This window comes from Arthrobacter sp. V1I9, from assembly GCF_030817075.1.
Lineage (GTDB): Bacteria > Actinomycetota > Actinomycetes > Actinomycetales > Micrococcaceae > Arthrobacter.
On the sequence record NZ_JAUSYU010000001.1, the window covers coordinates 3,267,146 to 3,294,015 of the forward strand.

The 26,870-nt window shown below is 65.3% G+C and carries 28 protein-coding genes and 2 pseudogenes; 12 read left to right on the forward strand and 18 right to left on the reverse strand.

Features of this window, described 5'->3' with window-relative positions; all coding sequences use genetic code 11:
* Nucleotides 1–97: 97 nt before the first annotated feature.
* The 3 genes from QFZ70_RS15185 to QFZ70_RS15195 form a co-directional block, all read right to left on the reverse strand.
* A complete protein-coding gene (locus QFZ70_RS15185; protein ID WP_307096786.1) occupies nt 98–517 on the reverse strand; it encodes a DUF3151 domain-containing protein in 420 nt (139 codons plus the stop codon).
* A 2-nt stretch (nt 518–519) separates the two neighbouring features.
* The gene (gene fbaA / locus QFZ70_RS15190) at nt 520–1,539 is read right to left on the reverse strand and encodes a class II fructose-bisphosphate aldolase (protein WP_307096788.1); all 1,020 of its coding nucleotides are present in this window, start codon (nt 1,537–1,539) and stop codon (nt 520–522) included.
* A 119-nt stretch (nt 1,540–1,658) separates the two neighbouring features.
* Nucleotides 1,659–2,339, reverse strand: coding sequence for a TrmH family RNA methyltransferase (locus QFZ70_RS15195; protein WP_373461685.1), 681 nt, complete (start codon nt 2,337–2,339; stop codon nt 1,659–1,661).
* Nucleotides 2,340–2,409: 70 nt separating this feature from the next.
* On the opposite strand from QFZ70_RS15195, the gene QFZ70_RS15200 reads away from it, so the two are divergent.
* Nucleotides 2,410–3,240, forward strand: coding sequence for an HAD-IIA family hydrolase (locus tag QFZ70_RS15200; protein WP_307096792.1), 831 nt, complete (start codon nt 2,410–2,412; stop codon nt 3,238–3,240).
* Between the two features lie 6 nt (nt 3,241–3,246).
* Here the strand turns inward: QFZ70_RS15200 and QFZ70_RS15205 are convergent, their stop codons facing one another.
* The 5 genes from QFZ70_RS15205 to QFZ70_RS15225 all read right to left on the reverse strand — a co-directional run bounded on the left by QFZ70_RS15205 (nt 3,247) and on the right by QFZ70_RS15225 (nt 7,629).
* Nucleotides 3,247–4,287 carry an alpha/beta fold hydrolase gene (locus tag QFZ70_RS15205; RefSeq protein ID WP_307096793.1) on the reverse strand — a complete coding sequence of 347 codons (1,041 nt, stop codon included), beginning with the start codon at nt 4,285–4,287 and terminating at the stop codon, nt 3,247–3,249.
* Nucleotides 4,288–4,370: 83 nt separating this feature from the next.
* Nucleotides 4,371–5,027, reverse strand: coding sequence for a hypothetical protein (locus QFZ70_RS15210; protein ID WP_307096795.1), 657 nt, complete (start codon nt 5,025–5,027; stop codon nt 4,371–4,373).
* A gap of 85 nt (nt 5,028–5,112) precedes the next feature.
* Nucleotides 5,113–5,880, reverse strand: a complete 768-nt coding sequence (locus QFZ70_RS15215) for a GAF and ANTAR domain-containing protein (protein WP_307096797.1) — start codon at nt 5,878–5,880, stop codon at nt 5,113–5,115.
* A 135-nt stretch (nt 5,881–6,015) separates the two neighbouring features.
* A complete protein-coding gene (gene pyrE / locus QFZ70_RS15220; protein WP_307096798.1) occupies nt 6,016–6,600 on the reverse strand; it encodes an orotate phosphoribosyltransferase in 585 nt (194 codons plus the stop codon).
* Between the two features lie 69 nt (nt 6,601–6,669).
* A complete protein-coding gene (locus QFZ70_RS15225) occupies nt 6,670–7,629 on the reverse strand; it encodes an IS481 family transposase (RefSeq protein ID WP_307093758.1) in 960 nt (319 codons plus the stop codon).
* Between the two features lie 125 nt (nt 7,630–7,754).
* Between QFZ70_RS15225 and nadE the strand changes: the two genes are divergently transcribed.
* On the forward strand, nt 7,755–8,609 hold the full coding sequence (gene nadE, locus QFZ70_RS15230) for an ammonia-dependent NAD(+) synthetase (protein WP_307096800.1): 855 nt from the start codon (nt 7,755–7,757) through the stop codon (nt 8,607–8,609).
* Between the two features lie 108 nt (nt 8,610–8,717).
* Here the strand turns inward: nadE and QFZ70_RS15235 are convergent, their stop codons facing one another.
* Entirely contained in the window at nt 8,718–9,512 is a 795-nt protein-coding gene (locus QFZ70_RS15235; RefSeq protein WP_307096802.1) for an IclR family transcriptional regulator, read from the reverse strand.
* A gap of 181 nt (nt 9,513–9,693) precedes the next feature.
* Between QFZ70_RS15235 and QFZ70_RS15240 the strand changes: the two genes are divergently transcribed.
* The 3 genes and pseudogenes from QFZ70_RS15240 to QFZ70_RS15250 all read left to right on the forward strand — a co-directional run bounded on the left by QFZ70_RS15240 (nt 9,694) and on the right by QFZ70_RS15250 (nt 12,330).
* Entirely contained in the window at nt 9,694–10,422 is a 729-nt protein-coding gene (locus QFZ70_RS15240; protein ID WP_307096803.1) for a CoA transferase subunit A, read from the forward strand.
* A 25-nt stretch (nt 10,423–10,447) separates the two neighbouring features.
* Nucleotides 10,448–11,143 carry a CoA transferase subunit B gene (locus QFZ70_RS15245; protein ID WP_307096804.1) on the forward strand — a complete coding sequence of 232 codons (696 nt, stop codon included), beginning with the start codon at nt 10,448–10,450 and terminating at the stop codon, nt 11,141–11,143.
* Nucleotides 11,140–12,330: pseudogene (locus QFZ70_RS15250) on the forward strand (acetyl-CoA acetyltransferase). Before QFZ70_RS15245 ends, QFZ70_RS15250 begins: the two are co-directional and overlap by 4 nt.
* Nucleotides 12,331–12,443: 113 nt before the next feature.
* Here the strand turns inward: QFZ70_RS15250 and QFZ70_RS15255 are convergent.
* The gene (locus tag QFZ70_RS15255) at nt 12,444–13,160 is read right to left on the reverse strand and encodes an ankyrin repeat domain-containing protein (RefSeq protein WP_307096806.1); all 717 of its coding nucleotides are present in this window, start codon (nt 13,158–13,160) and stop codon (nt 12,444–12,446) included.
* 9 nt (nt 13,161–13,169) lie between these two features.
* Nucleotides 13,170–13,734 (reverse strand): annotated as a pseudogene (locus tag QFZ70_RS15260) (heme-binding protein).
* 208 nt (nt 13,735–13,942) lie between these two features.
* Here QFZ70_RS15260 and QFZ70_RS15265 point away from each other — a divergent pair.
* The 5 genes from QFZ70_RS15265 (at nt 13,943) to QFZ70_RS15285 (ending at nt 17,589) form a co-directional block, all read left to right on the forward strand.
* The gene (locus tag QFZ70_RS15265) at nt 13,943–15,226 is read left to right on the forward strand and encodes a sensor histidine kinase (protein ID WP_307096808.1); all 1,284 of its coding nucleotides are present in this window, start codon (nt 13,943–13,945) and stop codon (nt 15,224–15,226) included.
* Nucleotides 15,223–15,849, forward strand: a complete 627-nt coding sequence (locus QFZ70_RS15270; protein WP_307096810.1) for a response regulator transcription factor — start codon at nt 15,223–15,225, stop codon at nt 15,847–15,849. The genes QFZ70_RS15265 and QFZ70_RS15270 overlap by 4 nt, the downstream gene beginning before the upstream one ends.
* A 132-nt stretch (nt 15,850–15,981) precedes the next feature.
* Nucleotides 15,982–16,185, forward strand: coding sequence for a cold-shock protein (locus QFZ70_RS15275; protein WP_069950491.1), 204 nt, complete (start codon nt 15,982–15,984; stop codon nt 16,183–16,185).
* A 202-nt stretch (nt 16,186–16,387) separates the two neighbouring features.
* A complete protein-coding gene (locus QFZ70_RS15280; RefSeq protein ID WP_307096812.1) occupies nt 16,388–16,771 on the forward strand; it encodes a hypothetical protein in 384 nt (127 codons plus the stop codon).
* Between the two features lie 59 nt (nt 16,772–16,830).
* Nucleotides 16,831–17,589: a TipAS antibiotic-recognition domain-containing protein gene (locus QFZ70_RS15285; RefSeq protein WP_307096814.1), complete on the forward strand. Its 759-nt coding sequence runs from the start codon at nt 16,831–16,833 to the stop codon at nt 17,587–17,589.
* 61 nt (nt 17,590–17,650) lie between these two features.
* Here QFZ70_RS15285 and QFZ70_RS15290 read toward each other — a convergent pair whose 3' ends face one another.
* Nucleotides 17,651–18,628: an SDR family oxidoreductase gene (locus QFZ70_RS15290; protein WP_307096815.1), complete on the reverse strand. Its 978-nt coding sequence runs from the start codon at nt 18,626–18,628 to the stop codon at nt 17,651–17,653.
* Nucleotides 18,629–18,742: 114 nt separating this feature from the next.
* Nucleotides 18,743–19,930 (reverse strand): acyl-CoA dehydrogenase family protein, encoded by a 1,188-nt coding sequence (locus QFZ70_RS15295; RefSeq protein ID WP_307097897.1) that lies wholly within the window; start codon nt 19,928–19,930, stop codon nt 18,743–18,745.
* Nucleotides 19,931–20,055: 125 nt separating this feature from the next.
* On the opposite strand from QFZ70_RS15295, the gene QFZ70_RS15300 reads away from it, so the two are divergent.
* A complete protein-coding gene (locus QFZ70_RS15300) occupies nt 20,056–20,565 on the forward strand; it encodes a MarR family winged helix-turn-helix transcriptional regulator (protein ID WP_307096817.1) in 510 nt (169 codons plus the stop codon).
* A gap of 69 nt (nt 20,566–20,634) precedes the next feature.
* On the opposite strand, the gene QFZ70_RS15305 is transcribed toward QFZ70_RS15300, so the two are convergent.
* From QFZ70_RS15305 to QFZ70_RS15325, 5 genes are all read right to left on the reverse strand, one after another.
* Entirely contained in the window at nt 20,635–21,288 is a 654-nt protein-coding gene (locus QFZ70_RS15305) for a DedA family protein (RefSeq protein ID WP_307096819.1), read from the reverse strand.
* Between the two features lie 182 nt (nt 21,289–21,470).
* The gene (locus QFZ70_RS15310) at nt 21,471–22,247 is read right to left on the reverse strand and encodes an enoyl-CoA hydratase (RefSeq protein WP_307096820.1); all 777 of its coding nucleotides are present in this window, start codon (nt 22,245–22,247) and stop codon (nt 21,471–21,473) included.
* Nucleotides 22,244–23,206 (reverse strand): 3-hydroxyisobutyrate dehydrogenase, encoded by a 963-nt coding sequence (gene mmsB / locus QFZ70_RS15315; RefSeq protein WP_307096822.1) that lies wholly within the window; start codon nt 23,204–23,206, stop codon nt 22,244–22,246. Before mmsB ends, QFZ70_RS15310 begins: the two co-directional genes overlap by 4 nt.
* A complete protein-coding gene (locus QFZ70_RS15320; RefSeq protein ID WP_307096824.1) occupies nt 23,199–24,302 on the reverse strand; it encodes an enoyl-CoA hydratase/isomerase family protein in 1,104 nt (367 codons plus the stop codon). Before QFZ70_RS15320 ends, mmsB begins: the two co-directional genes overlap by 8 nt.
* Nucleotides 24,302–25,801, reverse strand: a complete 1,500-nt coding sequence (locus tag QFZ70_RS15325) for a CoA-acylating methylmalonate-semialdehyde dehydrogenase (protein ID WP_307096826.1) — start codon at nt 25,799–25,801, stop codon at nt 24,302–24,304. Before QFZ70_RS15325 ends, QFZ70_RS15320 begins: the two co-directional genes overlap by 1 nt.
* A 232-nt stretch (nt 25,802–26,033) precedes the next feature.
* Between QFZ70_RS15325 and QFZ70_RS15330 the strand changes: the two genes are divergently transcribed.
* A complete protein-coding gene (locus QFZ70_RS15330; RefSeq protein ID WP_307096828.1) occupies nt 26,034–26,840 on the forward strand; it encodes an exodeoxyribonuclease III in 807 nt (268 codons plus the stop codon).
* The last annotated feature ends 30 nt before the right edge of the window (nt 26,841–26,870 follow it).

The window sequence follows — 26,870 nt, forward strand, 5'->3', positions numbered from 1 at the left end:
GAAGTCGTCGTATCTGTCCAAAAACTCCAGAGAACGACGGCGGCCGGTCACCTTTTTGAAAAAGGTGACCGGCCGCCGTCGAACTTTAACCCGCAGGTCAGCCTTCGATAGCTGCTTTCGCCCCGGGGTCTGAGTCGTTCAGGAACTTTTCGATCCGCTCCGGCTCCTCCGCTTCGCCGATCGCGGCAGATGCGCGGCCGAGGGAATACAGCGCCCGCAGGAAGCCGCGGTTGGGCTCATGCTCCCAGGGAATGGGCCCCACACCCCGCCAGCCGTTGCGGCGCAGCGAGTCCAGTCCGCGGTGGTAGCCCACCCGGGAGTAGGCGTAGGAATCGATGGTCCGCCCCTCGGCCCAGGCCTCTTCCGCGAGCACAGCCCACAGCAGTGAGGAGGTTGGGTGTTTCTCCACCAGGTCCAGGGCTTCCTTGCCGGCTTCCAGCTGCTGGTAGACCTCGGTCTCGGCAGGCAGGAGCGTGGGCTCGGGGCCCATCAGGTTTCTGCGGAACTCGTCGGACATTCCTAGAAGGTCCTTCCCGCGGAACCGAGCTGCTTGGTGGCTTCGACCACACGGGCGGCCAGTCCGGCTTCAGCCGATGCGCCCCACACGCGGGGATCGTAGGTCTTCTTGTTGCCCACTTCGCCGTCAACCTTCAGGACGCCGTCGTAGTTGCGGAACATGTGATCGGCCACGGGACGCGTGTAAGCGTACTGGGTGTCGGTGTCGATGTTCATCTTGATGGTTCCGTAGGAGACGGCGTCCGCGATTTCCTGGTCCGAGGAGCCGGAGCCGCCGTGGAAGACGAGGTCGAACGGGCTGTCCTTGCCAATCTTCGCGCCCACCTGTGCCTGGATGTCCTTGAGGATCTCCGGGCGCAGCTTTACGCCACCGGGCTTGTAGACGCCGTGGACGTTGCCGAAGGTCAGGGCGGTGATGTAGCGGCCGTTCTCGCCGGATCCCAGCGCTTCGATGGTGGCCAGCGCGTCTTCGACCGTGGTGTAGAGCTTCTCGTTGATCTCGTTCTCAACGCCGTCTTCCTCGCCGCCGACCGTGCCGATTTCAACCTCAAGGATCATCTTGGCGGCAGCGGTGCGCTCGAGCAGTTCGCGGGCGATGCGCAGGTTTTCCTGCAGGGTCTCGGCGGAGCCGTCCCACATGTGGGAGTTGAACAGCGGGTTGCGGCCGGCCTTGACCTCAGCCTCGGACGCTGCGAGCAGGGGCAGCACAAAACCGTCCAGCTTATCCTTGGGGCAGTGGTCCGTGTGCAGGGCGATGTTGACGTTGTAGTTCTTGGCAACTTCGCGGGCGAAAGCTGCGAAGCCCAGGGAGCCGGCAACCATGTCCTTGGTGGAGGCGCCGGACCAGTAGGCCGCGCCGCCGGTGGAAACCTGGATGATGCCGTCAGACTCAGCGTCGGCGAAGCCGCGCAGGGCAGCGTTCAGCGTCTGGGAGGACGTAACGTTCACGGCCGGGAATGCGAAGCCGCCCGCCTTTGCGCGGTCGATCATCTCGGAGTAGATCTCTGGGGTTGCAATGGGCATGCTGACTCCTATGCTGAGGTTCGTCTGTGGGCTGGTAGCCCTGGAGTACCGCTTACGGCTAGCACCATCCTAGCCATTTCCGCGCGGGGAGTGCTGTGGGTTACGCCCCGCACCGGCTGCTACACGTGCTGGTTGAACACGTGCCGGCGCACCCAGGCGTGCATGGCAATGGCCGCTGCCGAGGCCGCGTTGATGGACCTGGTGGAGCCGAACTGCTCGATGGACAGGGTGGCGAGGGCCGCCTCATGGACTTCGGGCGTCAGCCCGGGGCCTTCCTGGCCGAATACCAGCACGCAGTCCTTGGGCAGTTCGTAGGTTTCCAGCGGTACGGAGTCCGGGAAGATGTCGATCCCGATGATCGCGAGCCCCTCCCCCTGCGCCCAAGCCACGAAGTCCTCAACGGTGGGGTGGTGGCGGACGTGCTGGTAGCGGTCGGTGACCATGGCGCCCCGGCGGTTCCACCGCCGTCGTCCGATGATGTGAACCTCCTTGGCGAGGAACGCATTGGCAGTGCGCACCACCGTGCCGATGTTGAGATCGTGCTGCCAGTTTTCGATGGCGACGTGGAAGTTGTGGCGCCTGGAGTCCAGCTCCGCCACGATCGCCTCGTGCTTCCAGTACCGGTATTTGTCCAGCACATTGCGGCGGTCGCCGTCCGCGAGGAGATCGGGGTCCCAGTGGTCGCCTTCCGGCAACTCGCCTTCCCAGGGCCCGACGCCGACTTCCGGCTTTTCGCCCGGAACCTCGCCGGCAGGTGCCTCCCCGGGCTGCTCCGGCTCAGGTTGGGGTTCGGACGTCATACCGGGGGTTTGATTCACACCTCAACACTAGACTGGACCTTTCGGGCTTTCATCACCGGCGGAGGTAGGCATGGCAGAAGCGGACAAGGTCAAAGGGAACCCGGCGGTTCACCGCAGCAGCCAGGACATCGAATGCTGGCTGACGGACATGGACGGCGTCCTGGTCCACGAGAACCAGGCCGTGCCCGGTGCGGCGGAGCTCATTCAGCGCTGGGTGGACACGTCAAAGCGTTTCCTGGTGCTCACCAACAACTCGATTTTCACCCCACGCGACCTCGCCGCGCGGCTGCGGGCCTCCGGGCTGGAAGTTCCCGAGGAGAACATCTGGACCTCAGCCCTGGCCACCGCCCAGTTCCTCAAGAACCAGGTGGAGGGTTCAGGATCAGGGAACCGCGCCTACACCATCGGCGAGGCAGGACTGACGACGGCCCTGCACGAGGCCGGGTTTATCCTCACCGACCAGGACCCTGATTTTGTGGTGCTCGGCGAGACGCGAACGTACTCGTTCGAAGCCATCACCATGGCAATCCGCCTGATCCTTGCCGGGGCACGCTTCATCGCCACGAACCCTGACGCCACTGGCCCTTCAAAGGACGGGCCCATGCCGGCCACCGGCGCCATCGCCGCGTTGATCAGCAAGGCTACCGGCCGGGAGCCGTACATCGTGGGCAAGCCCAACCCGATGATGTTCCGCTCCGCCATGAACCAGATTGACGCGCACTCCGAGACCACGGCAATGATCGGTGACCGGATGGACACGGACATCATCGCCGGCATGGAGGCAGGGCTGCACACGGTCCTGGTCTTGAGCGGCATCACGCAGCGCGAGGAGATCGGTTCATATCCCTTCCGTCCCAACCAGGTCCTGAACTCCGTGGCGGACCTGAAAAACCAGATTTAGGCCCGGCTAGAAGACGGTCACCCGGGATCCGCCCCGGGGCAGCGGGAAGTTCTCATCCAAAAGCTCGTCCAGGAGCGGCCGGTAGATGTTGGGATTCCAGCCCGGGCTGGCATGGGCAGGGGCGGCGCCTTCGGTCTGGAGCCCGCTGGACACCATGTTTGCCTTGAACGCCACCGACCACGCTTCAACGGCCGTTTGATAGCGGACAGTGGGGTCCCGCCGGTTGCCGATGTAGGCCATTTTGGCGCCCCCTATCCTGTCCGCGAACCGGGTACCGTCAAAATGGTAGATGTAGGCGGACTCGGACTGGACGAGCAGGCTGGAAGGCGCGATCGGTGACAGCTGCTCGAGCGTCTGGTCAAGGATCTGCCGCCAGCTCCGTTCGTCCTTATGGATGACGCGCTCCCCGAGTTCGTACCCGCCGCGGAGGGTGGACGGAAGCCGGAAACCGCGCTCGTAGAGGAACACCACACCGTCGAACCAGCTCTGGTCCAGGACGTCGTGCTTGCTGTACGGGCTGGAGTCCAGCACGATGAACTCCGCTTCCACACCATGGAGTTCCAGCAGCCGGGCCGCCACCTGGGTGGCCACCATTCCGCCGAAGCTGTGCCCGTAGAAGAACAGCTTGGTGAGCTTCTGGGCGCGGACGTGCTCAATCACGGCGATGACCACCTCATCGATGTTCAGGCCCAGGTTGGAATAGCCGACGGCGGCGAGCCGCGCGCGCTTGTTAAGCGTGCCCCGGAGGGAGTTCAGGATCCACTGCGCCTCCTCCCAGCTGGTTTTATAGCCGGGGAACAGGAACCAACTGGCGTCCGGATAGTACGCATCAGCGAAGTCGTCGGCAAGTGGAAGGATCCGGTTCGTCTGGCGGGCGGACTGCACCTGGCGGGTGAGCAGCATGTCCGCGGCCAGCAGGCCGGACACCCCTGCCCCCGAGAGGAATCCCCGGCGGGAAAACTGTTTAAGGGCAGCGGCGTCCTGCAGCAGCCGGGCTCCGGAAGCCCCGCGCCGGTCCTGCGGATTTACTTCCCCCTCGTATGGCACACCCCTACCGTAGGCACACTGGAAGACGCCGCCGCAAGGAGCCGCCGGTAACCTTTCAGTGACACCCGGTCAACGGGGCGTGCTCAGCTGGCAGCCTGTCCTTCCGTGGCCGGGCAGGGCGCTGAAGCGTCCTGCTGGCGGCGCAGCATCTCCTGGCCGATGTCGTCGTACCGGCCCAGCAGGTCCGATCCCGGGAAAGCGGCCGGGTTATCCAAAAGGGTGAAGAGGGTGTCGCTGGCAAGCAGCAGTTCCTCATCCGAGTAGTCCTGCAGCGCCCGGCCGCAGAGCACCTCGAACCCGGTGAGGTCCAGCAGCGGGACCTCTGCTTCTGCTTCGCCAGGAAAAGCAGACGCGTAACCAAGGGCGTCCATGTCTGCGGCGCTGCTGAGGGAAAAGCCGTCGAGGATCGTCAGCGGTTGTCCGGCGGGGGCAGGCGCTGCAGCCCAGTCGTCGCCCGCAGGAGAGAGGTCAAGGGACACCCCGGAGCCGTAAATCCCCGGCAGACTGCCGGCGTCGATGGCGTTGAGGTCACTTCGAAGGCCTGCGAGGGCCGCGGACTCGACCATGGCAGCGCGGGAAAGCTCAACCCGGATGTGGGAACGGATCCCCATCCTCCTGATACGGCGGATGATTTGGACAAGACCGGGGCGAGAGTCATGGTTGAGGCTCCCCCGGACGTCAATGCGGACAATGTCCGCGGGGACATCGAGGTTAACGAGGGCATCTAGTGCGCGGTCCATAGGTACTCCAAAAGAGGGTGTCTATGGCCGACGGCTCAACCTTGGTAAGCGTAACCTCCAGCAGGAGCTGGGCACAACCCGTTAGTTACGCGGTTTGGTCGGCCTGGCGCTGCCCCGGTTCCTGGTAGTGCGTCCGCGTACCCACGCCCCCAACGGAGTCCACCAAGGACTTGGCGATATCCCGCAGCTTGGTGTTGCTGTTGCTGGAGGCCTCGGTGAGGATGCTGACCGCCGCCTCCTGGCTGCACCTGTTCTGTGCCATCACTATGCCGATGGCGATGTCGATGATGGTCCTGGATTCCAGGGTTGCCCGGAGATTCGCGGCGCTGTCCGTATGAAGCGAGAACCGCACCGCCAGCCTGAGTGCCTGCGAAATTTCCCTCGTATAGCCCCGGGCCTTGGCCGTGGCGCGTTCGTCGAACTTGAACGGGACGTCGGAGTAGAGGTTCAGTGCTGCTTTGGCGTCGCCCTGCAGGTTGAACGGCAGCGAGAGTACAGACCGCAGGCCGTGCGAGGCCACCGCGGACGCGTAGTCCGGTCCCCAGCGGTCTTCCTCCAACAAGTCAGGAACGTGGACTTCGCGGTGCTCCTGGGCGGCGGTGAGGCAAGGGCCCTGCGACAAGGAATACTGGATTTCGTCTACTTCGCGGGCTGAGTCGCTGCTCCAGCCGATGGTGGCGGCCTTGCGGTCGCGGAGCAACGTAATGCCGCAAAGCGCGTCCTCGCCGTCGCCGGCCACCTGATGTGCGGAGAACCGCGCCAATTCGTTCAGGAAGCCCTCGAAATCGGCACTTTCCAGGATGAGGTTCTGGATCTGGTCCGTGGCGCTCAAGGGTTCTTCAGGGGGCAGCATTGTGCACGTTCTCCGTACGGGGTACTCGAGGGGATACCAAATGATAGGGCACCGCCGCGTCCCGGACCAACAAAAAGCCTGAACGAAATTAGGCAGCCGGGCCACGCCCGCCCCGGCTGCCTGGGCAAAACGGGGCTAAGCCAGCCCGAGCTCGTCCTTGCCGAACGCGAACAGGTAGGGAACCCCCGTCTCCGCTTCGATCTTTTCCTTGGCCCCGGTGTTCCGGTCGACAATAACGGCGACGGCGACCACGTTGCCGCCGGCCTTCCGGACTCCCTCTACTGCGGTCAGCGCCGAACCGCCGGTAGTGGAGGTGTCCTCAAGAACCAGGACCTTGCGGCCCTCCACGGACGGGCCCTCCACCTGGCGGCCCATGCCGTAGGACTTCTGGGCCTTGCGGACCACAAACGCGTCAACCGTCCGGCCGGCGTCCACCGCAGCATGCATCACGGCGGTACCCACGGGGTCAGCTCCCATGGTGAGGCCGCCCGCGCACTCAAAGTCGATTCCGGCGTCGTCCGCCAGGGCCAGCATTACCTGGCCCACGAGCTTGGACGCCTCGTGGTGCAGGGTGATGCGGCGAAGGTCGATGTAGTAATCGGCTTCCGCTCCGCTGGACAGGATTACCTTGCCGCGGACCACGGCGAGTTCCTTGATCAGTTCCAGCAGGCGGGCGCGGGCGGCTGCAGTGTCTACTGCAGTGTCACTGGGGGAAGTCATGGACTCCAGTTTAGTGGGGGCGGGCCGGTGCGGATGCTTGAGGCCGGTTGACACTGATGGCTAGGTGTATTACCCACGGAGGTTGGTGACACGGCTGGCGGGTGGTTGACCCTTCAGTGAGGTGTGGCCCCGGGTGTGATTGTAGTGGTGCAGCCAGGCCGGAAAAGCGGCAACACGCTCGGCCTCTGATGCGTAGGGCTTCGCGTAGGCCCATTCATCAAGCATGGTGCGGTTGAACCGCTCGACTTTCCCGTTGGTCTGGGGCCGGTAGGGGCGTGTGCGTTTGTGCTTGATGCCAACACCGAGAGCTTCGGCAAAGGCGTGGGAGCGGTAGCAGGAGCCGTTGTCGGTCAGGACCCGGATCACCGTGATCCCGGCGGCGTTGAACGCTGCGTTTGCCCGTTCCCAGAAGCCGGCGGCGGTCTCCTTCTTCTCGTCGGCGAGGATCTCGGTGTAGGCAAAGCGGGAGTGGTCATCGACCGCGTTATGCAGGTAGGCGTAGCCGGGCCTGCGGTTGGCAGTGGTGCCGGTCTTGTTCCGGTTCCCCGCGGCCCGGCCGGTCACGCGGTGTCCGCCGCCGTCAGGGATCCGGCCGAGTTTCTTGATGTCCACGTGGACCAGGTCCCCGGGGTTCTGGTGCTCGTAGCGGCGGATCACCCTGCTGGTGGCCCGATCCAGCCATGACAGCCGGGCAAGCCGGAACCGGGAGAGGACCCGGTGCACGGTGGAGGGGTGGATGCCAAGCAGGTAACCGATCCTCGCCGGCCCCCAGCGGCGGTTGACCCGCAGCGCGATGATCCGTCGTTCCCGCCGGACAGGAGTGCGGCGCGGAGACCGGGACGGACGGCTGGAGAGGTCCTCCATCCCCTCTTCGCCCAGCTCCCGGTAGCGGCTGGCCCAGCGCGCCGCGGTCGGGACGGAGACCTGAAAACGCTCTGCGGCCCGGCGTAACGACCAACCCTCCTCGACAATGCACTTTGCCAGCTCAATCCGTCCCCTGCGGGCCAGGAAAGCATTAGGGTGGGACATTGAAGACCTCCGTTTGTGGAATTGGACTCTAGACAAGCCCCACTCCACTCGGAGGTCTTCTTCATGTCACCGCACCACGCCGATCGTCACTAACCTCTGTGGTTAATACAGCTAGGCTGGACAACATGCGCGAACTCCAGGCCAGGATCATTGAAGAAATGGGCGTCCAGCCCCGGATCGACCCCGCCGGGGAGGTGCGCAAGCGCGTCACATTCCTGAAGGACTACCTGAAAGCCACCCACACCAAGGGCTTTGTCCTGGGCATTTCAGGCGGCCTGGACTCGTCCCTGGCCGGAAAGCTGGCCCAGCTGGCCGTCGAGGAACTTGAGGCCGAGGGCGTGGATGCAAACTTCGTGGCCGTGCGGCTGCCCTATGGCGTCCAGCACGACGAGGAGGACGCCCAGGCTGCCCTGGACTTCATCCAGCCCAAGACCGAATGGACGTTCAACATCTCCGCCGCCGTGGACGGCTTCGAGGACGAGTTCGAAAAAACGGTGGGCTCGGAAATCTCCGACTTCCATAAGGGCAACACCAAGGCACGCACCCGCATGATCGCCCAGTATGCCCTTGCCGGCGAACACAACTACCTGGTCCTCGGCACGGACCACGGCGCTGAGTCTGTCACCGGCTTTTTCACCAAGTACGGCGACGGCGGTGCGGACATCCTTCCGCTGTTTGGCCTGAACAAGCGTCAGAACCGCGCCCTGCTGGCCGAACTCGGCGCGCCCGCCCGCGTCTGGGAAAAGGTGCCCACGGCTGACCTGCTGGACGACCGGCCGGGCCGTACCGACGAGGATGAGCTGGGCCTGAGCTACGACCAGATCGACGACTACCTGGAGGGCCGGGACGTTCCAGAATCCGTGGCCGGGCTCATCGAAGAAAAGTACCTGCGGACCCGGCACAAGCGCACCGTCCCCGTGACCATCTTTGATGGCTGGTGGAAGCACGAGGGCCCTGAAGAACCGCGCGTCGGGCTGTAGCGGGGCAAGTCCTCAAGCGCTGAATATCCCCACCTTCGGGGAGCACGACGGCGCGTCGCACCGAAAGGGCGGCGCGCCGTCGTCGTTCCCGGGCAAAGCCGGGGAGACTCAGCGGCCCCGCCGGCCTTTCCCGTCCCCACCCAACTGCTGGGTGATGCGGTGCGCCTCGGCCATCAGGAGGGTGCCCAGCTCTTCCTGCCGCTCGGGCTTGAAGCGTGGCTCAATGCCCGTGAGGGAAAGCGCCCACGCGGGCTTACCCGATGCGTCAAACACGGCGGCGCCCATCCCCCAGCTGCCCTCCAGTACCAGCCCGGGGTTCACCGAGTAGCCAGCCTGCCTGGTCCGGGCCAGGTTGGCCCGGACAACTTCTTGTGTGTGCGCTGCGGCGAAAGCACCCGCGTGCTCCGCCCAGCCGCGCAGCAGCTCTTCCTGCTCGGCCTCGGGCACGAAAGCCATGATCGCGGTCCCCGCAGAGGCGACACCCAGCGGGAAGCGCACGCCCTCGTGCAGCACAAAGGAACGGACCGGAAAGCTTCCCTCCTCGCGCAGCAGGCACACCGTCTCCGAACCCCGGCGGATCGAGAAAAAGGCGCTCTCGCCGGTGGCCTCGGCAAGCCTGCGGAGGCTTGGCCGGGCAATGTCTTCGAGTGGAAACCGTGCAGCTGCCACTGATCCCATGAGGAGCATCTCCGGGCCCAGCACCCAGTTGCCACTGCCGGCATCGTGATCCAGCAGTCCTTCCGACGCGAGGGAGGAGAGCAGCCGGTGGACTGTGGGCCGGGTCAGGCCCGATTCCTTCACCAGCGCGGACAACGGCATCCCCTCGGCACCGCGTCCCACGAGCCGGAGCAGCCCGGCGATGCGGCTGACCACCTGGGCGCCCTGGACCGGCGAATTGGTCATTTCACTCCTTAGATATCCACATTATGGACATGAATAATCCCACCGTCCACACTATAGAACACCGCCGAAATCGGGCAGAATTCGGCCTTGACAGCCCTTCTCAACCGCCCGTAGTGTCCATTTCCAGACCCCGCGTCCACAAGATGGACCACCGCTGCGGGAATCTCAACGAGGAGGCCCCATGTCCAAACTTCAGCCCTCAGCCGCCACCGCCCTGGAGGGGGCATTGCGGGACGGCATCACACTTGCCGTCGGCGGATTCGGCCTCAGCGGCATCCCCGCGGACCTGATCGAGGCCGTCCGTGATTCTGGGGTCAAGGACCTGACGGTGGTCTCGAACAACATGGGTGTGGACGGCAAGGGCCTGGGCATCCTTATTGAAGCGGGTCAGGTCCGCAAGGTCATTGCCAGTTATGTCGGCGAAAACAAGCTCTTCGCCGAGCAGTACCTCGCTGGCAGGCTGGAGGTGGAGTTCACCCCACAGGGCACGCTTGCCGAGCGGCTCCGGGCCGGCGGCGCGGGAATCCCGGCGTTTTACACGAAAACCGGCGTGGGCACCCTGGTTGCCGAAGGCAAGCCGCACGAAGTGTTCGACGGCGAAACGTACGTCCGCGAGCGCGCCATCCGGGCCGACGTCGCGCTGGTTCACGCGCACACCGCCGACACGGACGGCAACCTGATCTACCGCTACACCGCCCGGAACTTCAACCCTGTTGTTGCCACGGCCGGCCGGCTGACCATCGCGGAAGCCGAGGTTGTTGTGGAACCGGGCCAGCTGGATCCGAACCACATTGTCACACCGGGAGTGTTTGTCCAGCGCCTGGTCCAGGCGACGGAGCGGGTCAAGGACATCGAGCAGCGCACCGTCCGGCCGGCCGCCTCCCGCACTGCCGAAACCGTACCGGCCTAACCGACACCAACCCAAGGAGAACCCCATGGCCTGGACCAGGGACGAAATGGCTGCAATCGCGGCCGAAGAACTGAACGACGGCGACTACGTAAACCTCGGCATCGGGATCCCCACGCTGGTGGCGAACAACCTGCCCGAGGGCGTCCGGGTGGTGCTGCAAAGCGAAAACGGCCTCCTGGGCATGGGCCCCTTTCCCTACGAGGGCGAGGAAGACGCCGACCTCATCAACGCCGGCAAGCAGACCGTCACGGTGCTGCCCGGCGGAAGCATCTTCGACTCCGCCACGTCCTTCGGCATGATCCGGGGCGGACACGTCAAGGTTGCCATCCTGGGCGCCATGCAGGTCTCCGGCAGCGGCGACCTCGCCAACTGGACCATCCCCGGCAAGATGGTCAAGGGAATGGGCGGCGCGATGGACCTCGTGGCTGGCACCCCGCGCGTAGTAGTCCTCACCGAGCACAACGCCAAGGACGGCAGCGCCAAGATTGTGCGGCAATGCACGCTGCCCCTGACCGGCCTCTCGGTGGTGGACCGGGTCATCAGCGACCTCGCCGTCTTTGACTTGCTACGGAACGGCGAAGGGGAGCGGCAGCTCACGCTCACCCGCCTGGCGCCCGGGGTCACCGTTGAGGAGATCCGCGAAAAGACGGAAGCAGAGTTCACCGTTGCCCTGGACGAGCAGGACACAGCAGCGGCCGCCCTGGAAGGGGCACCGGCATGAGCCTGCAAGAACAGTTCGGCAAGGATGTCCTCCTGACCGGCTGGGGCCACAGCCGTTTCGGCAAGCTCACGGAGGAGACCCTGGAGTCCCTCATCGTCCAGGTGGCCACCGAGGCAATCAGCAATGCCGGCATAGACCCTGGCCAGATCGACGAGATCTACCTCGGCCAGTTCAACTCGGGGATGATGCCGCTGGCATTCCCGTCGTCGCTGGCGCTGCAGGTCTCCCCCGATCTGGCAAACGTTCCCGCCACCCGGGTGGAGAACGCCTGCGCCTCCGGCTCCGCCGCATTCCAGCAGGGAACGAAGTCCCTGCTGGCGGGCACGGCAAGAACGGTGCTGGTGATCGGCGCGGAAAAGATGACCCACGCCGGTGCCGACGTTGTCGGAGCAGGCCTGCTGGGCGCGGACTACGACATGGCAGGCTAGGCATCCAGCACTGGTTTTACGGGTCTCTTTGCCGAGGTGGCCAAGCACTACGGTAAGCGTTATGGCGACGGAAACCTGGGTGACGTCCTGGGCAGCATTGCCGCGAAGAACCACCGCAACGGGGTGGACAATCCGTACGCCCAGCTTCGTAAGGACCTCGGCGAGGAGTTCTGCCGCACCGTCTCGGACAAGAACCCCATGGTGGCCGATCCCCTGCGCCGCACCGACTGCTCCCCCGTGTCCGACGGCGCCGCCGCCGTTGTGCTGTCAACCTCCCCAACGGGTGGTGCCACTTCCCCGGTGCGACTTGCCGGTTTTGGCCACGCCAACGACTTCTTCCCCGCCTCCCGCCGGGACCCGGTTGCCTTCGAGGCCACCCGGGTTTCATGGCAGCGTGCACTGGAGATGGCCGGCGTCGGGCTGGAGGGCCTGGACTTCGCGGAGGTCCACGACTGCTTCACCATCGCCGAACTGCTGATGTACGAGGCGATGGGCCTGACCGGGCCGGGCCAGGGCGCCCAGGCCATCGAGGAAGGCTGGGTGTACAGGGACGGCAAGCTGCCCGTGAACGTGTCCGGCGGCCTGAAGGCAAAGGGCCACCCGGTGGGAGCGACCGGAGTCTCGCAGCACGTCATTGCCGCCATGCAACTGACGGGCACCGCGGGCGGCATGCAGCTTGCCAACCCCCGCCGCGCCGCAGTCCAGAACATGGGCGGCGTGGGCATCGCCAACTATGTCAGCGTCCTCGAGGCTGTGTAGCCCTCGCTGGGTTTCCCCACTTTTGAGGCACGACGGCGGCGCGTCGCACCAAAAGTGCGGCGTGCCGTCGAACTTTTTTGCAATAGGTGGGGAGTTTCAGTGGCGCCGCGTAGTCAGCCCCGGCCGCGAAGCATGGCCGCGATCTCCGCGAAGCCCAGACGTTCGGCATTTTGCAACGCCGTCCGCCCCTCCGGATCCCGAATATCCGGATCGGCGCCCGCTGCCAGGAGCAGGCGGACCACTTCCTGCTGCCTGGGTCCGCCGTTGTTCAGCAGGATGGCTTCCTGCATCGCAGTCCAGCCGAGGTTGTTGACGTGGTTGACGGGTACTCCGGCGTCGATCAGGATCTGCACCGTCTCCACGTGGCCGTGTTCGCTGGCCGGGATAAGGGCTGTTCCGCCGTACCTGTTGGTGCTGGCGACGTCTGCCCCCGCGGCCAACGTCAGCCGAAGCACCTCATTGAGTCCTTCGGCGCCTGCATACAGGAAAGCCGAATCCTGGAGGGCGTCCTTGGCGTTCACGTTGCCGCCGCGGGCAATCAGCTCCCTCACCAACGGCACGTTGTTGGCCTTGGCGGCCGCTATCAGCTCCTGATCGAGCTGTGCCTGCGCGTCGGTCGAGAGCGCAGGACGCGTGCCCGCAGGTGCCGGCGGCTTGGAAGAAGGCGCGGGTGATGCCGGAGCCGAGGCGGACCGTTCGGCGTTGGTGCTGGTGAGGACGGACGCCGAAGGAGACGCCGTCCGCGGCTCCCCCGGGCCCCCCATACCGTGGCACGCCGTCAGTGACATGGACAAGCAGAGGACCAGCAACAGGGCGCGGAACCACCTCATGCGCCCAGCCTACTGAGCGGCACCGGAACCGGCGATGGCCTCCGCACCGGCTGCAGCACAGGCTTCATCAAGCGCACCATCGGGAGCGCCGCCGACGCCGATGCCCGCCGCCGACACCCCGTTCACCTTCAGCGGCACGCCGCCGGCAAGGAAGAGGGTGCCGGGGAGGTCGGCGATGCTGGGGCCCGTTCCGTTGATCCGCTTGGCCAGCTCGCTGGTGGGGGGTGCCGAAGGCGGCAGCGGTGTAGGCCTTCTGCCGGGCTGCCTCGATGGTGTGCTCGGCCGCATTGTCACCGCGCAGGAGCGCCTGCACCGTTCCGAAGCGGTCCACCAGCGCCACCGTCACGAACGGCAGCTTGTCAGCCTGGCACTTGGCCAGCGCCGCCTGCACTGCCCTGGCCGAGGCGCCCACCGAGACGCGGTTCTGCTGCACCACGTTCTCCGGAACGGGCTGGATTTCGGCCGCAGGGACGGCAGTTGGAGCAGGGCCGGCATTCGCGGCAACTGTTACACCGGCGGTGAGGGCGAGTGTGCCTGCGGCTGCGGCGGCAAAAACTTTTGTGGACTTTTTCATGATGTTTCCTTTGCTCGGAGCCCCAAACAAGCGTTGGGAACGGCGTACGGTCCAATCCTTCCGGGACTCCGGGTTCCTGCCATCGGGCCTTTGGCGGAACCGCCCTGCGCCAATAAGCCAGCTGTATCAGCCAAAAGGTTGAGAGACGGAGCAAGGGCCGGGGCAATAGCATTGGGGGTCAGCACTCCTCACCGGAACCGGAATTCCCATGCCTACCCGAGCCAACGCCGCCCAGGCCGCATCCGCCCCTGATCCTGCCGCTGCCGGCGGGACCGGCCCGGCCGGGACGGCTGTAAACGGAGCCACCGTGTCCACGAAAAATGCCGGCGCCCGCTTCGGCACCATTGACGCAGCAGTGCATCTCGGCTTTGCAGTCCTGCTGGTGGCGTCCCTGGTCCGCTACGTGATGCGGCACAGCCCCGCGGATAATGTCCTGGTCCTGGCCCTCGCTGCAGCCGCCTGCCTGCTGTACTTCATCGTCGCCGTCCTTGCGTCACGCGGGAAGCCGGGGACGCCGTGGGTGTTCACTTTGGCTGCGGTGTGGGCGGTCCTGGTTATCGCGGCGCCGAGCTTTGCCTGGTGCTCGTTCGCGCTCTTCTTCCTCTGCCGCAGTGCACTGAGCGGTGCGGCCGCTTATGCAGCAGCAGGAGCCACCGCTGCTGCTACCGCCGCAGGGCTGTTCCGGCTGAGCAGCGGCACCGACCTTGCCATGCTCCTCGGCCCGCTCGCCGTCGGTGTGATGCTGACCTTGATCTATGACAGAATCCAGCACGACGCCGCGGAACAGCGCCGCCTGCATGCGGAAGTCTCCCTCGCCCAGGGACAGCTCGCGGCCAGTGAACGCCGGGCGGGAACCATCGCCGAACGGGAGCGCGTTTCCCGGGAAATCCACGACACCGTGACCCAGGGGCTGGCCAGCAGCCTGCTCCTGCTGGAAGCGGCCGGCAGGGCGTGGCCGGCCCCTTCAGCCCAAGCCGAACTCGCCCAGGCCACCGCTTTGCTGCGGGTCAACCTGTCCGAAACCCGCAGCCTGGTCCATGACCTTGCCTCGCCCGGACTGGACGCAACCCCGTTGCCTGATGCGCTGCTTTTCGCCGCACGGCAGTACCTCCCGAACGCCAGGCTCCTGGTCACCGGTGAACCGCGGCCCGTGCCACCGGAAGTCCGCCATGCCCTGCTGCGGGTAGTACAAAGTGCAGCATCAAACATCAAGCTCCACGCGGGTGCCGCCACCGCAATGCTGACTTTTGGCTACCTTCCGGACACCGTCACCCTCGATGTCCACGACGACGGCGCCGGCTTTGATCCCGCGGCGGCAGCGCCGCCGTCAGACGCCGGAGGGTACGGCCTGCGGGCTATGCGGCAGCGGGTGGAGCAGCTGGGCGGCGCTTTCTCAGTGGAAAGCGAACCCGGCGAAGGGACTATCGTGGCCGCCCAGCTGCCCGCTCCGGAAGTACCTGAATTGCCCGCAGGGCCGGAAGAGTCTGCATGAGCGTCATCACGGTGCTGCTGGTGGATGACCACCTGGTGGTGAGAAGCGGACTCCGTGCCCTGCTGGGCACCCAGCCGGACATCGCCGTCGTCGCAGAAGCAGCTTCAGGCGAGGAAGCCCTGCAACGCCTGGAACACGACTCCGTCGGGGTAGTGGTCATGGACCTCGCCATGGGCGCGGGCATGGACGGGATCGAGGCCATACGGCTTATCCGCGAGCGCAACCAAGGCCAGGCCATCCTGGTGTTCACCACGTACGACTCCGATGCGGACATTGTGCGGGCAGTGGACGCCGGCGCCATGGGATACCTCCTGAAGGACGCAGCACCTGACGAGATCTTCGCGGCCATCCGCGGGGCCGTCCAAGGCAAGAGCGTGATGAGCGCGCCCGTCGCGTCCCGGCTTTTCCAACAGCTGCGGAACCCCGACGAAATCCTGACCCCACGCGAAGCCGAACTGCTCAGCCTCCTCACGCAGGGCCTCAGCAACCGGGAACTCGGACGGCGGCTCTTCATTTCCGAGGCCACGGTCAAGACCCATCTGGCCCACATCTACGCCAAGCTCGGAGTGGACACCAGGGCCGCTGCCATTGCCACCGCAATCCGCCGTGAGGGCATGCGCTGACAACACTTTATTGTCAATACCCTTGCAAGGATGGCGTCCGACCCGTACGTTGGGGACTGCGGGGGACGTTCTCCGCGCACTTCGGGCCGATGGCCCGGGGAGAGAATCAGAGTCACACGAAGGAATGCAGCCATGGCAACAGGCACAGTTAAATGGTTCAACGCCGAAAAGGGTTTTGGCTTCATTGCCCCCGATGACGGGTCCGCTGACGTTTTCGCCCACTACTCCGCAATTTCCAGCAGCGGATACCGCTCACTCGATGAGAACCAGAAGGTTGAATTCGATGTGACCCAGGGTCCCAAGGGCCCGCAGGCGGAAAACATCCGCCCGCTCTAAGGCTTCGGCTTTCCTCCCGCTCCTGCAGGAGGAACCCGTCACGGCAGCGGCCCCACCAAAATCCGTTGGAGGGGCCGCTGTTTTGTGTCCCCTTGCACCCAGTCCGGAACGCTGGCTGCCAGCCGGGCTCCCTTTCCGGTTCCCCCTTTCCCGTCTTCCATCCGGCTGCCCCTTTCCCGTCAGGTACTGGGATAATTGGACTATGACCGGACAGCACCCGGACAAGGTTCCGGGCAACGACGCTGAGAAGGACCCGTGGGAGGAGTTCGACACGCTCCCGCCTGCCGGGCCGGACCGTGTCCCCGGGCAACCCGGCGGCGAACCCCACGGTTTCGGTTTCCGGACCGGAGTCCGCAGCGCGCGCGTCGCCGTGGGATTTGCCGTGTACGCCTTGGTGCTCGGCACCGTGCTGGCAGTGGCAGGCTGCGTTGTTTTTGTTGCCGAGCAACAGTGGCTGCTCGTGGCGCTGATGATCCTCATCGAAACAGTGTTCATCTTCGCTTTCACGCGCCTCGTCGCCCAGGCCCGTACCCGCTCACCACGCAACCGGCCACTGCGTAAGCGTTACCCCGGAAAACCTGCTTGACCTTGACGCCGCGTCAACCCCTACGCTCGGAGCATGGAAGCAACCAAAGCGGAGGCGGGATGGACTGGTCCATCCAGGATGTTGCCAGGATGGCAGGCACAACAAGCCGCGCCCTGCGCCACTACGACGACATCGGGCTGCTGAAACCCAGCCGCGTCGGGGGTAACGGCTACCGCTACTACAACGGCGCAGCCCTCCTGCAGCTGCAACGGATCCTCCTGCTCAGGGGACTCGGGCTGGGGCTGCCTGCCATCGCCGAGGTCTTCGAACACCAGACAGACGCCGTCATAGCACTAAGCCGCCACCTGGACTGGCTCCGGCAGGAGCAGGAGCGGCTTGCCCGGCAGGTTCTGTCCGTCCAGCAAACAATCGCAGCAGTAAAAGGAGGAGGCGAACTGATGGCCGAAAAAATGTTTGATGGCTTCGACCACACCCAATACAAGGACGAGGTGGAGGAACGCTGGGGCAAGGAGGCCTACGCCAAAAGCGACGCCTGGTGGCGCAGCATGGGGACCGAGCAGAAACAAGCGTGGAAGACCCGCGCCGAAAAGCTTGGCAGCGACTGGATCGCCGCTTCGGCATCAGGACTTGCCGCGGACAGCCCCGAAGCGCAGGACCTGGCCCGGCGCCACGTCGACTGGTTGACTTCCATCCCCGGCACTCCCGCTTCGGAGAGCGGCGGCGACGTCAGGAGCTATGTGGTGGGGCTGGCGGACATGTATGTTTCCGACGCGCGGTTCGCCGCCAATTACGGTGGCGAAGCAGGAGCGGGTTTCGTTCGGGACGCGCTGCGTGTCTATGCCGGGAGGTACCTCTAGGAGGGTGCGCCGGGCACGACGGCGGCCCCGGCAACCGGGGGCCGGGCACCGCGCCCGGCAATCAGCCCAGCCGCTTCCGCAGCGCCAAGGCTGCGCCGGCCAGGGCCGCCGCACCCATCAATGTGCGCTGGGCGGTTCGCCGGCGGCCGTGCCACCCCCCGCCGACAGATGGCTTCCGGAGCGACTGGGAAGACTGATGAAGGTTTCCGGAAGTGGCTGGGGAAGATTGCCGCCGGGAAAGCTGGCGCCTGTCCACCTGGCGGGCCGTCGCAGCTTCGACGGCGCCGGGCATGACCTTGTGCTGCAGGAGCAGGAGGCGGCCTGCCATTCCTCCCGCGACCGTTTCCCGCCGCGGGTGGGCCACGAGCTTCACCACCGCTTTCGCCACCCGTTCCGGCGAGTAGACGGGAGGCATCGCCATAGGGCGGCGGCCGGTGTAGTTGGCTCCGTTTTGGTAGAACGGGGTGTCAATGGTAGCCGGCAGGACCGTGCACACGTTTACGCCGGTGACGCCTTCGCGGGCGAGTTCGGAGCGGAGGCTCACGGTCAGGGCACGCACCGCGGCCTTGGAAATGGAATAGGCGGCGGAGTAGGGCAGCGGGGTTGCCGCCACAATCGACGCAACATTGATGAGTGTGCCTGAGCCTTGGGCTGACTGTCGGGTCAGGGCCGCCCGGGCGCCATTGACGTAGCCGGAGATGTTGACGTCCAGTACTCGCTGGAAGTCCTTTGGCGGGATCTCGGTCAGCAGGCCGAAAGCGCCCACCGCCGCGTTGTTGACCCACACGTCCAGGCGCCCAAACTCCTCGACGGCACGGGTTGCCAGTTCCTCCACTTGGTCCGCGTCGGCTACGTCCGTTGGAACGGCGATGGCCTTCGCACCGCGCTTCCTGCATTCTGCAGCCACGGCCTCAAGGGATTCCGCTCCGCGGGCAGCCAGGACCAGCCGGGCGCCCTTGCCGGCGAAGCGCAGGGCGGTGGCCCTCCCGATCCCGCTGGATGCTCCAGTGATCACCACAACTGAATTCATAAAGCTCATTCCCGCTCCCCTTGACGAACATCAAAAAAACTAAGCAGGCTTAGTGTTCGATGCTACCCATCCCAGCCCCGCAGAACAACGGTGAGGCACCGGTTGGAATGAAGAAAGCGGGCCTCATAGGAAAGCGGATTTCCCGGTGACGGCCCTGCCCACGATCAGCGAGTTGATCTCATAGGTACCCTCGTAGGTGTAGAGGACTTCGGCGTCACCGAACAGCTTGCCCATTTCATAATCGCTGGTGATGCCATTGCCGCCCAGCAGTGAACGGCCCATCGCCACCGAGGCCCGTGCCAAACGGGTGATGGTGGCCTTGGCCATGGCCGCCTGCGCCATCTCCAGCTTCCCCTCCTGCTGGATACGCGCCAGTTGTGCCATCAGCGCCAGCGAGGCCGAAGCGTTGCCCAGGATGTCCGCGAGCTGTTGCTGGACCAGCTGGAACCGGGCCAGCTCCTTGCCGAACTGCCGCCTGCCCAGGATATAGGTACGGGCGACGTCGAAGGCGGCGAGCTGAATCCCGGCACCTTGCCAGCCAACCCAGGCGCGGGAGTCCCGGAGCAGCTCGTTGGTGCGGGAGAAGCTCGCGGCCCCAGGCAGCAGGTTGGCAGCGGGGATACGTACGTCCGACAGAACGATGTCGGCGTTCTGCATGATCCGCAGGCCGATTTTGTTGGAAATCTTCGTTGCCGTATAGCCGGGACGGTCGGTCTCCACGATGAAACCCTTGATTTCGGCGTCCGCCTCGTCCCTGGCCCACACGAGTGCGAAGTCGGCGATGGTGCCGGCCCCGATCCAGCGCTTGGCTCCATTGAGGACCCACTCACCATCTTCCAGCCTGGCTGAGGTTTCCAGGCCGCCGGCGATGTCAGAGCCATGGTCCGGCTCCGTCAAGGCGAATGCTCCGAGGTGGCGGAAAGTCTTCAGGCCCGGCAGCCACCGGGCCTGTTGCTCCTCCGACCCCAGTTGGCTGATCATGCCGAGAATCAGCTCATTGTGGATCCCGGCCAACGCAGACAGGGAGACATCCGCCCGGGCAAGTTCCACGTACATAAGGCCCTTGAAGAGGATGGAACTGCCGTCCAGCTGGAGGGCACCGAGACCGTGCTTTCCCATATCTGCCAAAAGGCCAAAGGGAAACTCCTCGCGGTTCCAGTACTCAATGGAGCGCTGCCGGACGGAGGACTGAAAAAACCGGCGGATGCTGAAGTACCTGTCACGTTCAGCCGGCGGCAGGAGGTCCACGATGTACATCAGGTCAGCGTCTGGAAAAGGCGGAGTTCCGGCGTCGGGTGCTATGGGCCGCATCGGCGTCGAACTCCCTCCGTGCCAGTCGATGACCTGGGCCAGGCCTTGCCGGACCATTGGATGTCCTAGTATATTGCACAGGTCCATCATCCAAGTGAGGTACATCACCTGTGGAAAGGGTGGTTGTGGGTACTCCGCTCTCCCGTGATCCCATTGCCGACGCACGCCGGAACTGGGAAGAGCACGGCTGGGCGGACGTCGCTGCGTCCATGGCCGCCATCACGGCGATCATGCGGACCCAACAGATCCTCCTCGGCAGGATCGAACTTGCGCTCAAGCCATTCGGGCTGACGTTCGCCCGCTATGAGCTGCTCGCGCTCCTGAGCTTCGCCCGGAACGGTTCCCTTCCCATGAAGAGGGCGAGCACCCTGCTCCAGGTCCATCCGACCTCCATCACCAATGCCGTGGACCGGCTCCAGGACGCGGGGCTGGTGCGCCGTTCTCCGCATCCCACCGACGGCCGCACCACACTGGTTGAGCTCACTGCCGAGGGCCGTACCCTGGCGAAGCGTTCGACGGCGGCACTGAACACCGGAGTTTTCAGCGACCCCGGGTTTGAGCCGGACGATATGGATCAGCTGATCCGGATACTGCGGGACTTCCGCCGCAATGCCGGCGACTTCCTCGAACCCTGACGGGGCTCGCCCCCTTATTGCTCTTCTCTTCGAAGCTGCCCCGTGCTCCTGGAGCGAGGTCCTGCAGGATCAGCGCGCTGCCTTCGCACGCTTGACACGCCGGACGACCAGCAGCATCACAGTGACGCCCAGGGCGGCGTACACGGCGTAGTTCAGGAACCGGGAGTACTCCTCAATAATCCGATACTGGGTGCCCAACAGGTAGCCGAGTCCCAGGAGCGCCCCGTTCCACAGCCCGCTGCCCGCCAGGGTGTAGAGGCTGAACGTGCCGAACGGCATCGCGGACGCCCCGGCAGGAAGGGAGATCAGGCTCCGCACCCCTGGCAGCAACCTGCCGAAGAAGATGGAGGACCGTCCGTGGCGGCGGAACCAGCCCGCCGCGTGCTCAAAGTCCTCGCGATCCACCAACGGCAGCCGGGACAGGCCGCGGATGGAACGCTCAAATCCAAGCTTCGCTCCCAGCCAGTAAAGGAAGACTGCCCCCAGGTAGGCTCCCAGCGTGCTGGTGACAAAAACGAGGACCAGGTTCAAGGACCCCTGCCGGGCCAGATAGCCGGCCAGAGGAAGGATCACTTCGCTGGGGATGGGCGGGACCACGGTTTCAGCAAGGGTAAAAAGCCCTACGCCCCATTCGCCCAGCTGCTCGATGCCCCGCGCGGCAACCCCCACCAGTCCGGTGAGATTATCGGTTGAGCCGCCTGCGTCCGCCGCCGTTCCCCACATACAACTCCCCGTCCGCGTTCAAAATTGGTCTCCCCTGTCTACCTTACGCACCTGCGTAAAGGCTGTGACCAGGACAAGGCTGTGGCAAGGATGAGGCGGGACCGGCCGGAGGCGCATCATGAAAAACCGCACGGCGGCTGAGGCATCGGCGGACGTGGGCGGCGGCCGGGAGTCCATTTCCCTCAGCGGTGCCCGAACTCCGGCTGGCGTTTTTCCGTGAACGCCGCCATCCCTTCCTTCTGGTCCTCCGTGGCGAACAGGGAGTGGAACAGCCTGCGTTCGAAGAGGACCCCCTGGGCGAGCCCGGTTTCGAAGGCGGCGTTTACGGCCTCCTTCGCCACCATGGCCACGGGCTTGGACTTGGACGCGATCACGTCGGCGGCCTTGATCGCCTCGTCCACAACGTCCTCGGCCGGCACCACCCGGGACACAAGGCCGCAGCGGTCCGCTTCCTCTGCCCCGATGAACCTGCCGGTGAGGATCAGGTCCATCGCCTTGGCCTTGCCCACGGCGCGGGTGAGCCGCTGCGATCCGCCCATGCCCGGCAGCACGCCGAGGTTGATTTCCGGTTGCCCGAACTTCGCGTTGTCCCCGGCGATGATGAGGTCGCACATCATGGCCAGTTCGCAGCCCCCGCCCAGGGCAAATCCGGACACTGCGGCGATCGTGGGTATGCGCAGCCGGGTGAAGTCCTCCCAACCGCGGAACCAGTCGGCGGCGTACATGTCCATGTAACCCTGCGCCGCCATCTCCTTGATGTCAGCCCCGGCAGCGAAGGCCTTGCCCGAGCCGGTGATGACCACCGCCCCCACCCCTGGGTCGGTATCCATGAGGCGAACGGCTGACACGAGCTCCTCCATGGTGGCTTTGTTCAGGGCATTCAGAGCCTGCGGCCGGTTCAACGTCACCAGGCCCACCCTGCCCCGCTGCTCCACAAGGATGTTCGTGTATTCCGTCATTCCGGGCTCCCGTCGTCCTGCGCTGCCTGATGTGGTTCCTGCTTGTCCTGGCCGGACTTGTTCCGGATATCCGTGATGATCGCGGAGAAGTCCCTGCCGGCGCCGCCTTCCGCGGCAAACGTATCGTAAATTTCCGCCGCAAGCGGTCCAACCCGGGCGGCAACCCCGGTGCTTTGCAGTGCGTTGACGGCGAGTTTGAGGTCCTTCGCCATCAATGCTCCGGCGAAGCCGGGCTGGTAATCGCGGTTGGCCGGGCTTGTGGGGACGGGGCCGGGCACGGGGCAGTTGGTAGTAAGCGCCCAGCATTGCCCGGACGCCGCCGACGCCACATCAAACAGCGCCTGGTGGCTCAGGCCCAGCTTCTCGCCGAGCACAAAGGCCTCGCTGACGGCGATCATGGAGGCGCCCAGGATCAGGTTGTTGCAGACTTTGGCCGACTGGCCGGCCCCGTGCGTGCCGCAGTGCACCACCCGTTTGCCCATCACTTCCAGCAGCGGCCGGACTGCCTCGAAGTCCTGCGCATCGCCGCCGACCATAAAGGTGAGGGTCCCGGCTTCGGCGCCCACCACGCCTCCGGATACCGGGGCATCCACCGAGCGGTGCCCTGCTTCAATGGCCAGCCTGGCTGCTTCCCGGGCCTCGTCCACGTTGATGGTGGAACAGTCCAGGAACATGGTTCCGGGTGCCGCCGCTGCCAGCAGTCCCGGCCCGCCGCCTGTTCCCTGATATGCGTCCAGGACGTGCCGGCCGCTGGGGAACATGGTGAGGACCACGTCCGCCCCGGATACTGAGTCAACAGCACTGGCAGCAACCGGAACGCCGTGGGCCCGCGCAACTTCCAGTGCTGCAGGCACCACATCGAAGCCGGCTACCGCATACCCCGCCTTGACCAGGTTCACCGCCATGGGGCCGCCCATATGGCCAAGGCCCAGGAAAGCAACAGTGTGGTTCTCAGGCATGGTCCGTCTCCTTTAGCTCCAAATCCAGTTCATTGTTGCCCAGCGGCGCAAAAAAGAGCTCCACCTGCTCGGGCAGCACCTCAGCCAGGGTGCTCGGATTCCAGCGGGGGATGCGGTCCTTGTCCACCACCTGCGCCCGGATGCCCTCCCGGAAATCCGGCGCTTCCAGGAACCGCATCCCCACGCGGTATTCCTGCGCCAAGGCTTCATCCAGGGTGAAGTTTTTTACCCGGCGGAGGGAGGCCAGCGTGACCTTGACAGACGTGGGCGACTTCGCCTCGATGATGTCAGCAGCCCGGGCCGCCTCCGTGGCATCTCCGCCGCCGTCGGCACCGCGGTAGGAACGGAGCCGGCGGACAATCTCCTCGGCGTTGTCGGAGGAGTAACAGCTGTCAATCCAGCCACGCTGCCCGGCGAGCGCGGAGCCGGGTGCGTCCACCGCGTAACGTACGACGGCGGCTTCTGCTGTTTCGGTTTCCAGCGCCACCATCAGTTCCTCAAGACTGTCGGACGGAACATAATGGTCGGCGAGGCCAAGGTGCAGTGCATCCGCCGCACTGAGGTGCGCGCCGGTCAACGCCGCGTGGGTTCCCGCCTCCCCCGGTGCGCGGGACAACAGCAGGGTCCCGCCGACGTCGGGCGCAAACCCGATGGTGGTTTCCGGCATACCCATCCGGGTGCGTTCGGTGACCACGCGGACGGAGCCGTGCGCCGAGATGCCCACGCCGCCGCCCAGGACCAGCCCGTCCATCACGGCGACGTAAGGCTTCGGGTAGCGGGCAATCAGGGAATTGACCCGGTACTCCGTTTGCCAAAAGTCCGCCGTGCGCCCTCCACCTGCGGAAATATCCTCGTAGATGGCCACAATGTCGCCGCCGGCACACAGCCCCCGTTCACCCGCCCCCCGCACCAGTACCGTGGCAACGCCGTCGTCGTCCGCCCACGCGGTGAGCTGCTCCAGAAGTGCACCCACCATCCCGGCGGTCAGGGCGTTGACGGCTTGAGGCCTGTTGAGGGTGATGACCCCCAGCCGGCCGCGGCGCTCAAGCAGCACCTCGTTGTGGTTGTCCTCACCGGTCTTCGAGCTGTCCGTCATCAACTTCCTTCCGGCATCACGAAGCTGGCTCCGTGCCGTATTCCTGAGGGCCACCGGGTGGTGACCGTCTTGGTCTTGGTGTAGAAGCGGAAGGCGTCCGCTCCGTGCTGGTTCAGGTCACCGAACCCTGACGCCTTCCAGCCGCCGAACGTGTAGTAGGCGATGGGCACCGGGATGGGGACATTGATGCCCACCATGCCCACATCGACGCGGCTGGCAAAATCGCGGGCTGCATCGCCGTCACGGGTGAAGATGGCCACGCCGTTGCCGAACTCATTCCTGCTGCACAGCTGAAGCGCCTCATCGTAATCGACCGCCCGCACCACGCTGAGGACGGGGCCGAAGATCTCCTGCCGATAGATGCCCATGTCCGGCGTCACGTGGTCAAAGAGGGTTGGCCCCACCCAGAAACCGCCTTCGTAGCCTTCCACCGTGATGCCCCGGCCATCCGCCAGGAGGCTGGCGCCCTCGTCCACACCCGCCTGGATAAGCCCCTCAATGCGTTTTTTCGCGGCGGCGGCCACCACGGGCCCGAAGTCCGCGTCCCGGTCCAGGCTGTGCCCCACTTTCAGCCCCTTCACGCGGTTCCGGAGCTTGGCGACCAGCCGGTCAGCTGTTTCCTGTCCCACCGGAACTGCCACCGAAACAGCCATGCAGCGCTCCCCTGCCGAGCCGTACCCGGCACCAACGAGAGCGTCCGCGGCCTGGTCCAGGTCTGCGTCCGGCATCACCACCATATGGTTCTTGGCACCGCCAAAGCACTGCGCGCGCTTGCCGTGGGCTGTGGCCGTGGCGTAGATGTACTGGGCAACAGGGGTGGAGCCCACAAACCCGATGGCTTTGACCCTGTGGTCCTCAAGGAGCGCATCCACGGCTTCCTTATCCCCGTTGACCACGTTGAATACCCCGTCCGGAACGCCCGCCTCGGTGTAAAGCTCGGCGAGACGCAGCGGCACAGAGGGGTCACGTTCCGAGGGCTTCAGGATGAACGCGTTGCCTGCGGCCAAGGCGGGGCCGGACTTCCAGAGCGGAATCATGGCGGGAAAGTTGAACGGCGTAATCCCTGCCACAACGCCCAGGGGCTGACGCAGGGAATGGATGTCGATTCCCGGTCCGGCCTCCGTGGAGAATTCACCCTTGAGCAGGTGCGGGGCGGCAGCTGCAAACTCCACGACTTCCAGTCCCCTCTGGATGTCGCCCCTGGAGTCGGCGAGGGTCTTGCCGTGTTCGGAGGACAGCAGCCGCGCCAGTCCGTCCATGTCCTGGTTCACCAGGTCCACGAACCGGAGCAGGATGCGGCCGCGGCGCTGGGCGTTCATGGCCGCCCATTCCTCCTGCGCCATGGCTGCGGCAGCAACCGCGCTGGTCACCTCGTCCCCACCGGCCAACGGCACACGGGCCTGGACGGTCCCCGTGCAGGGATCGAAGACGTCGCCAAAACGGCCTGAGGTGCCGGCCGCGTGTTGGCCGCCGACGTAGTGGGAAAGCTCGCGCACCATGGCCGGAAGCTCCTTCGCGTGTGACCCGGGTCATTCCTGGTTGCGAATATACTCGGACCTCCAACTAAACTCCACCGCGCCCCTTGGCGCTCTGGCGGCCGCCGTCGTGGGGCATATCGCTGCGAAGAACCGCGAAATGGGCCGGAAGCGCAGGCGGTTCCGCACCGTTGCGCCCGTTGCACCAACACTGCCCCGGCCCCGCAATCCGCGCGGCCACGGTAAGTTAGGAGCTGTGAAGATTGCTACCTGGAATGTGAATTCGCTCCGTGCCCGCGCCGACCGTGTGGAGGCCTGGCTGCAGCGCAGCGACTGCGACGTCCTGGCCATCCAGGAAACGAAGTGCAAAGACGACAACTTCCCTTGGGAACTCTTCGAACGGATGGGTTACGAGGTTGCCCACTTCGGCGTGAACCAGTGGAACGGTGTGGCCATCGCGTCCCGGGTGGGATTGGATGATGTTGAGCGGACGTTCCTGGATCAGCCCTCTTTCGGCAAGGCGGGCAAGGATCCGGTCCAGGAAGCACGCGCCATGGCTGCCACCTGCGCCGGCGTTCGGATCTGGAGCCTCTATGTCCCCAACGGCCGCTCACTGGACGACGAACACATGCCGTACAAGCTCAAGTGGCTGGAAAGCCTGAAGACGCACGCCCAGGAACTCGTCACGCAGAACCCCGAAGCACAGGTGGCACTCATGGGCGACTGGAACATCGCACCGTTCGACGAGGACGTGTGGGACATCGACCTGTTCGTCAACAACAGGTACACCCACGTCAGCCCGCCCGAGCGCGCCGCTTTCCATGCCTTCATGTCTGCCGGCTTCACCGACGTGGTCCGCCCGTATACCCCCGGCCCGGGCGTTTACACCTACTGGGACTACACCCAGCTGCGTTTCCCCAAGAAGGAAGGCATGCGGATCGACTTCGTGCTGGGCTCCCCTGCCCTGGCCGAACGAGTGACCGGCGCTTCGATTGACCGCGAGGAGCGCAAGGGCAAGGGCGCGTCGGACCACGCACCAGTGCTGGTGGAACTGGCAGACTGATGACACCATCCCGGACCCATTCAAGGAGAC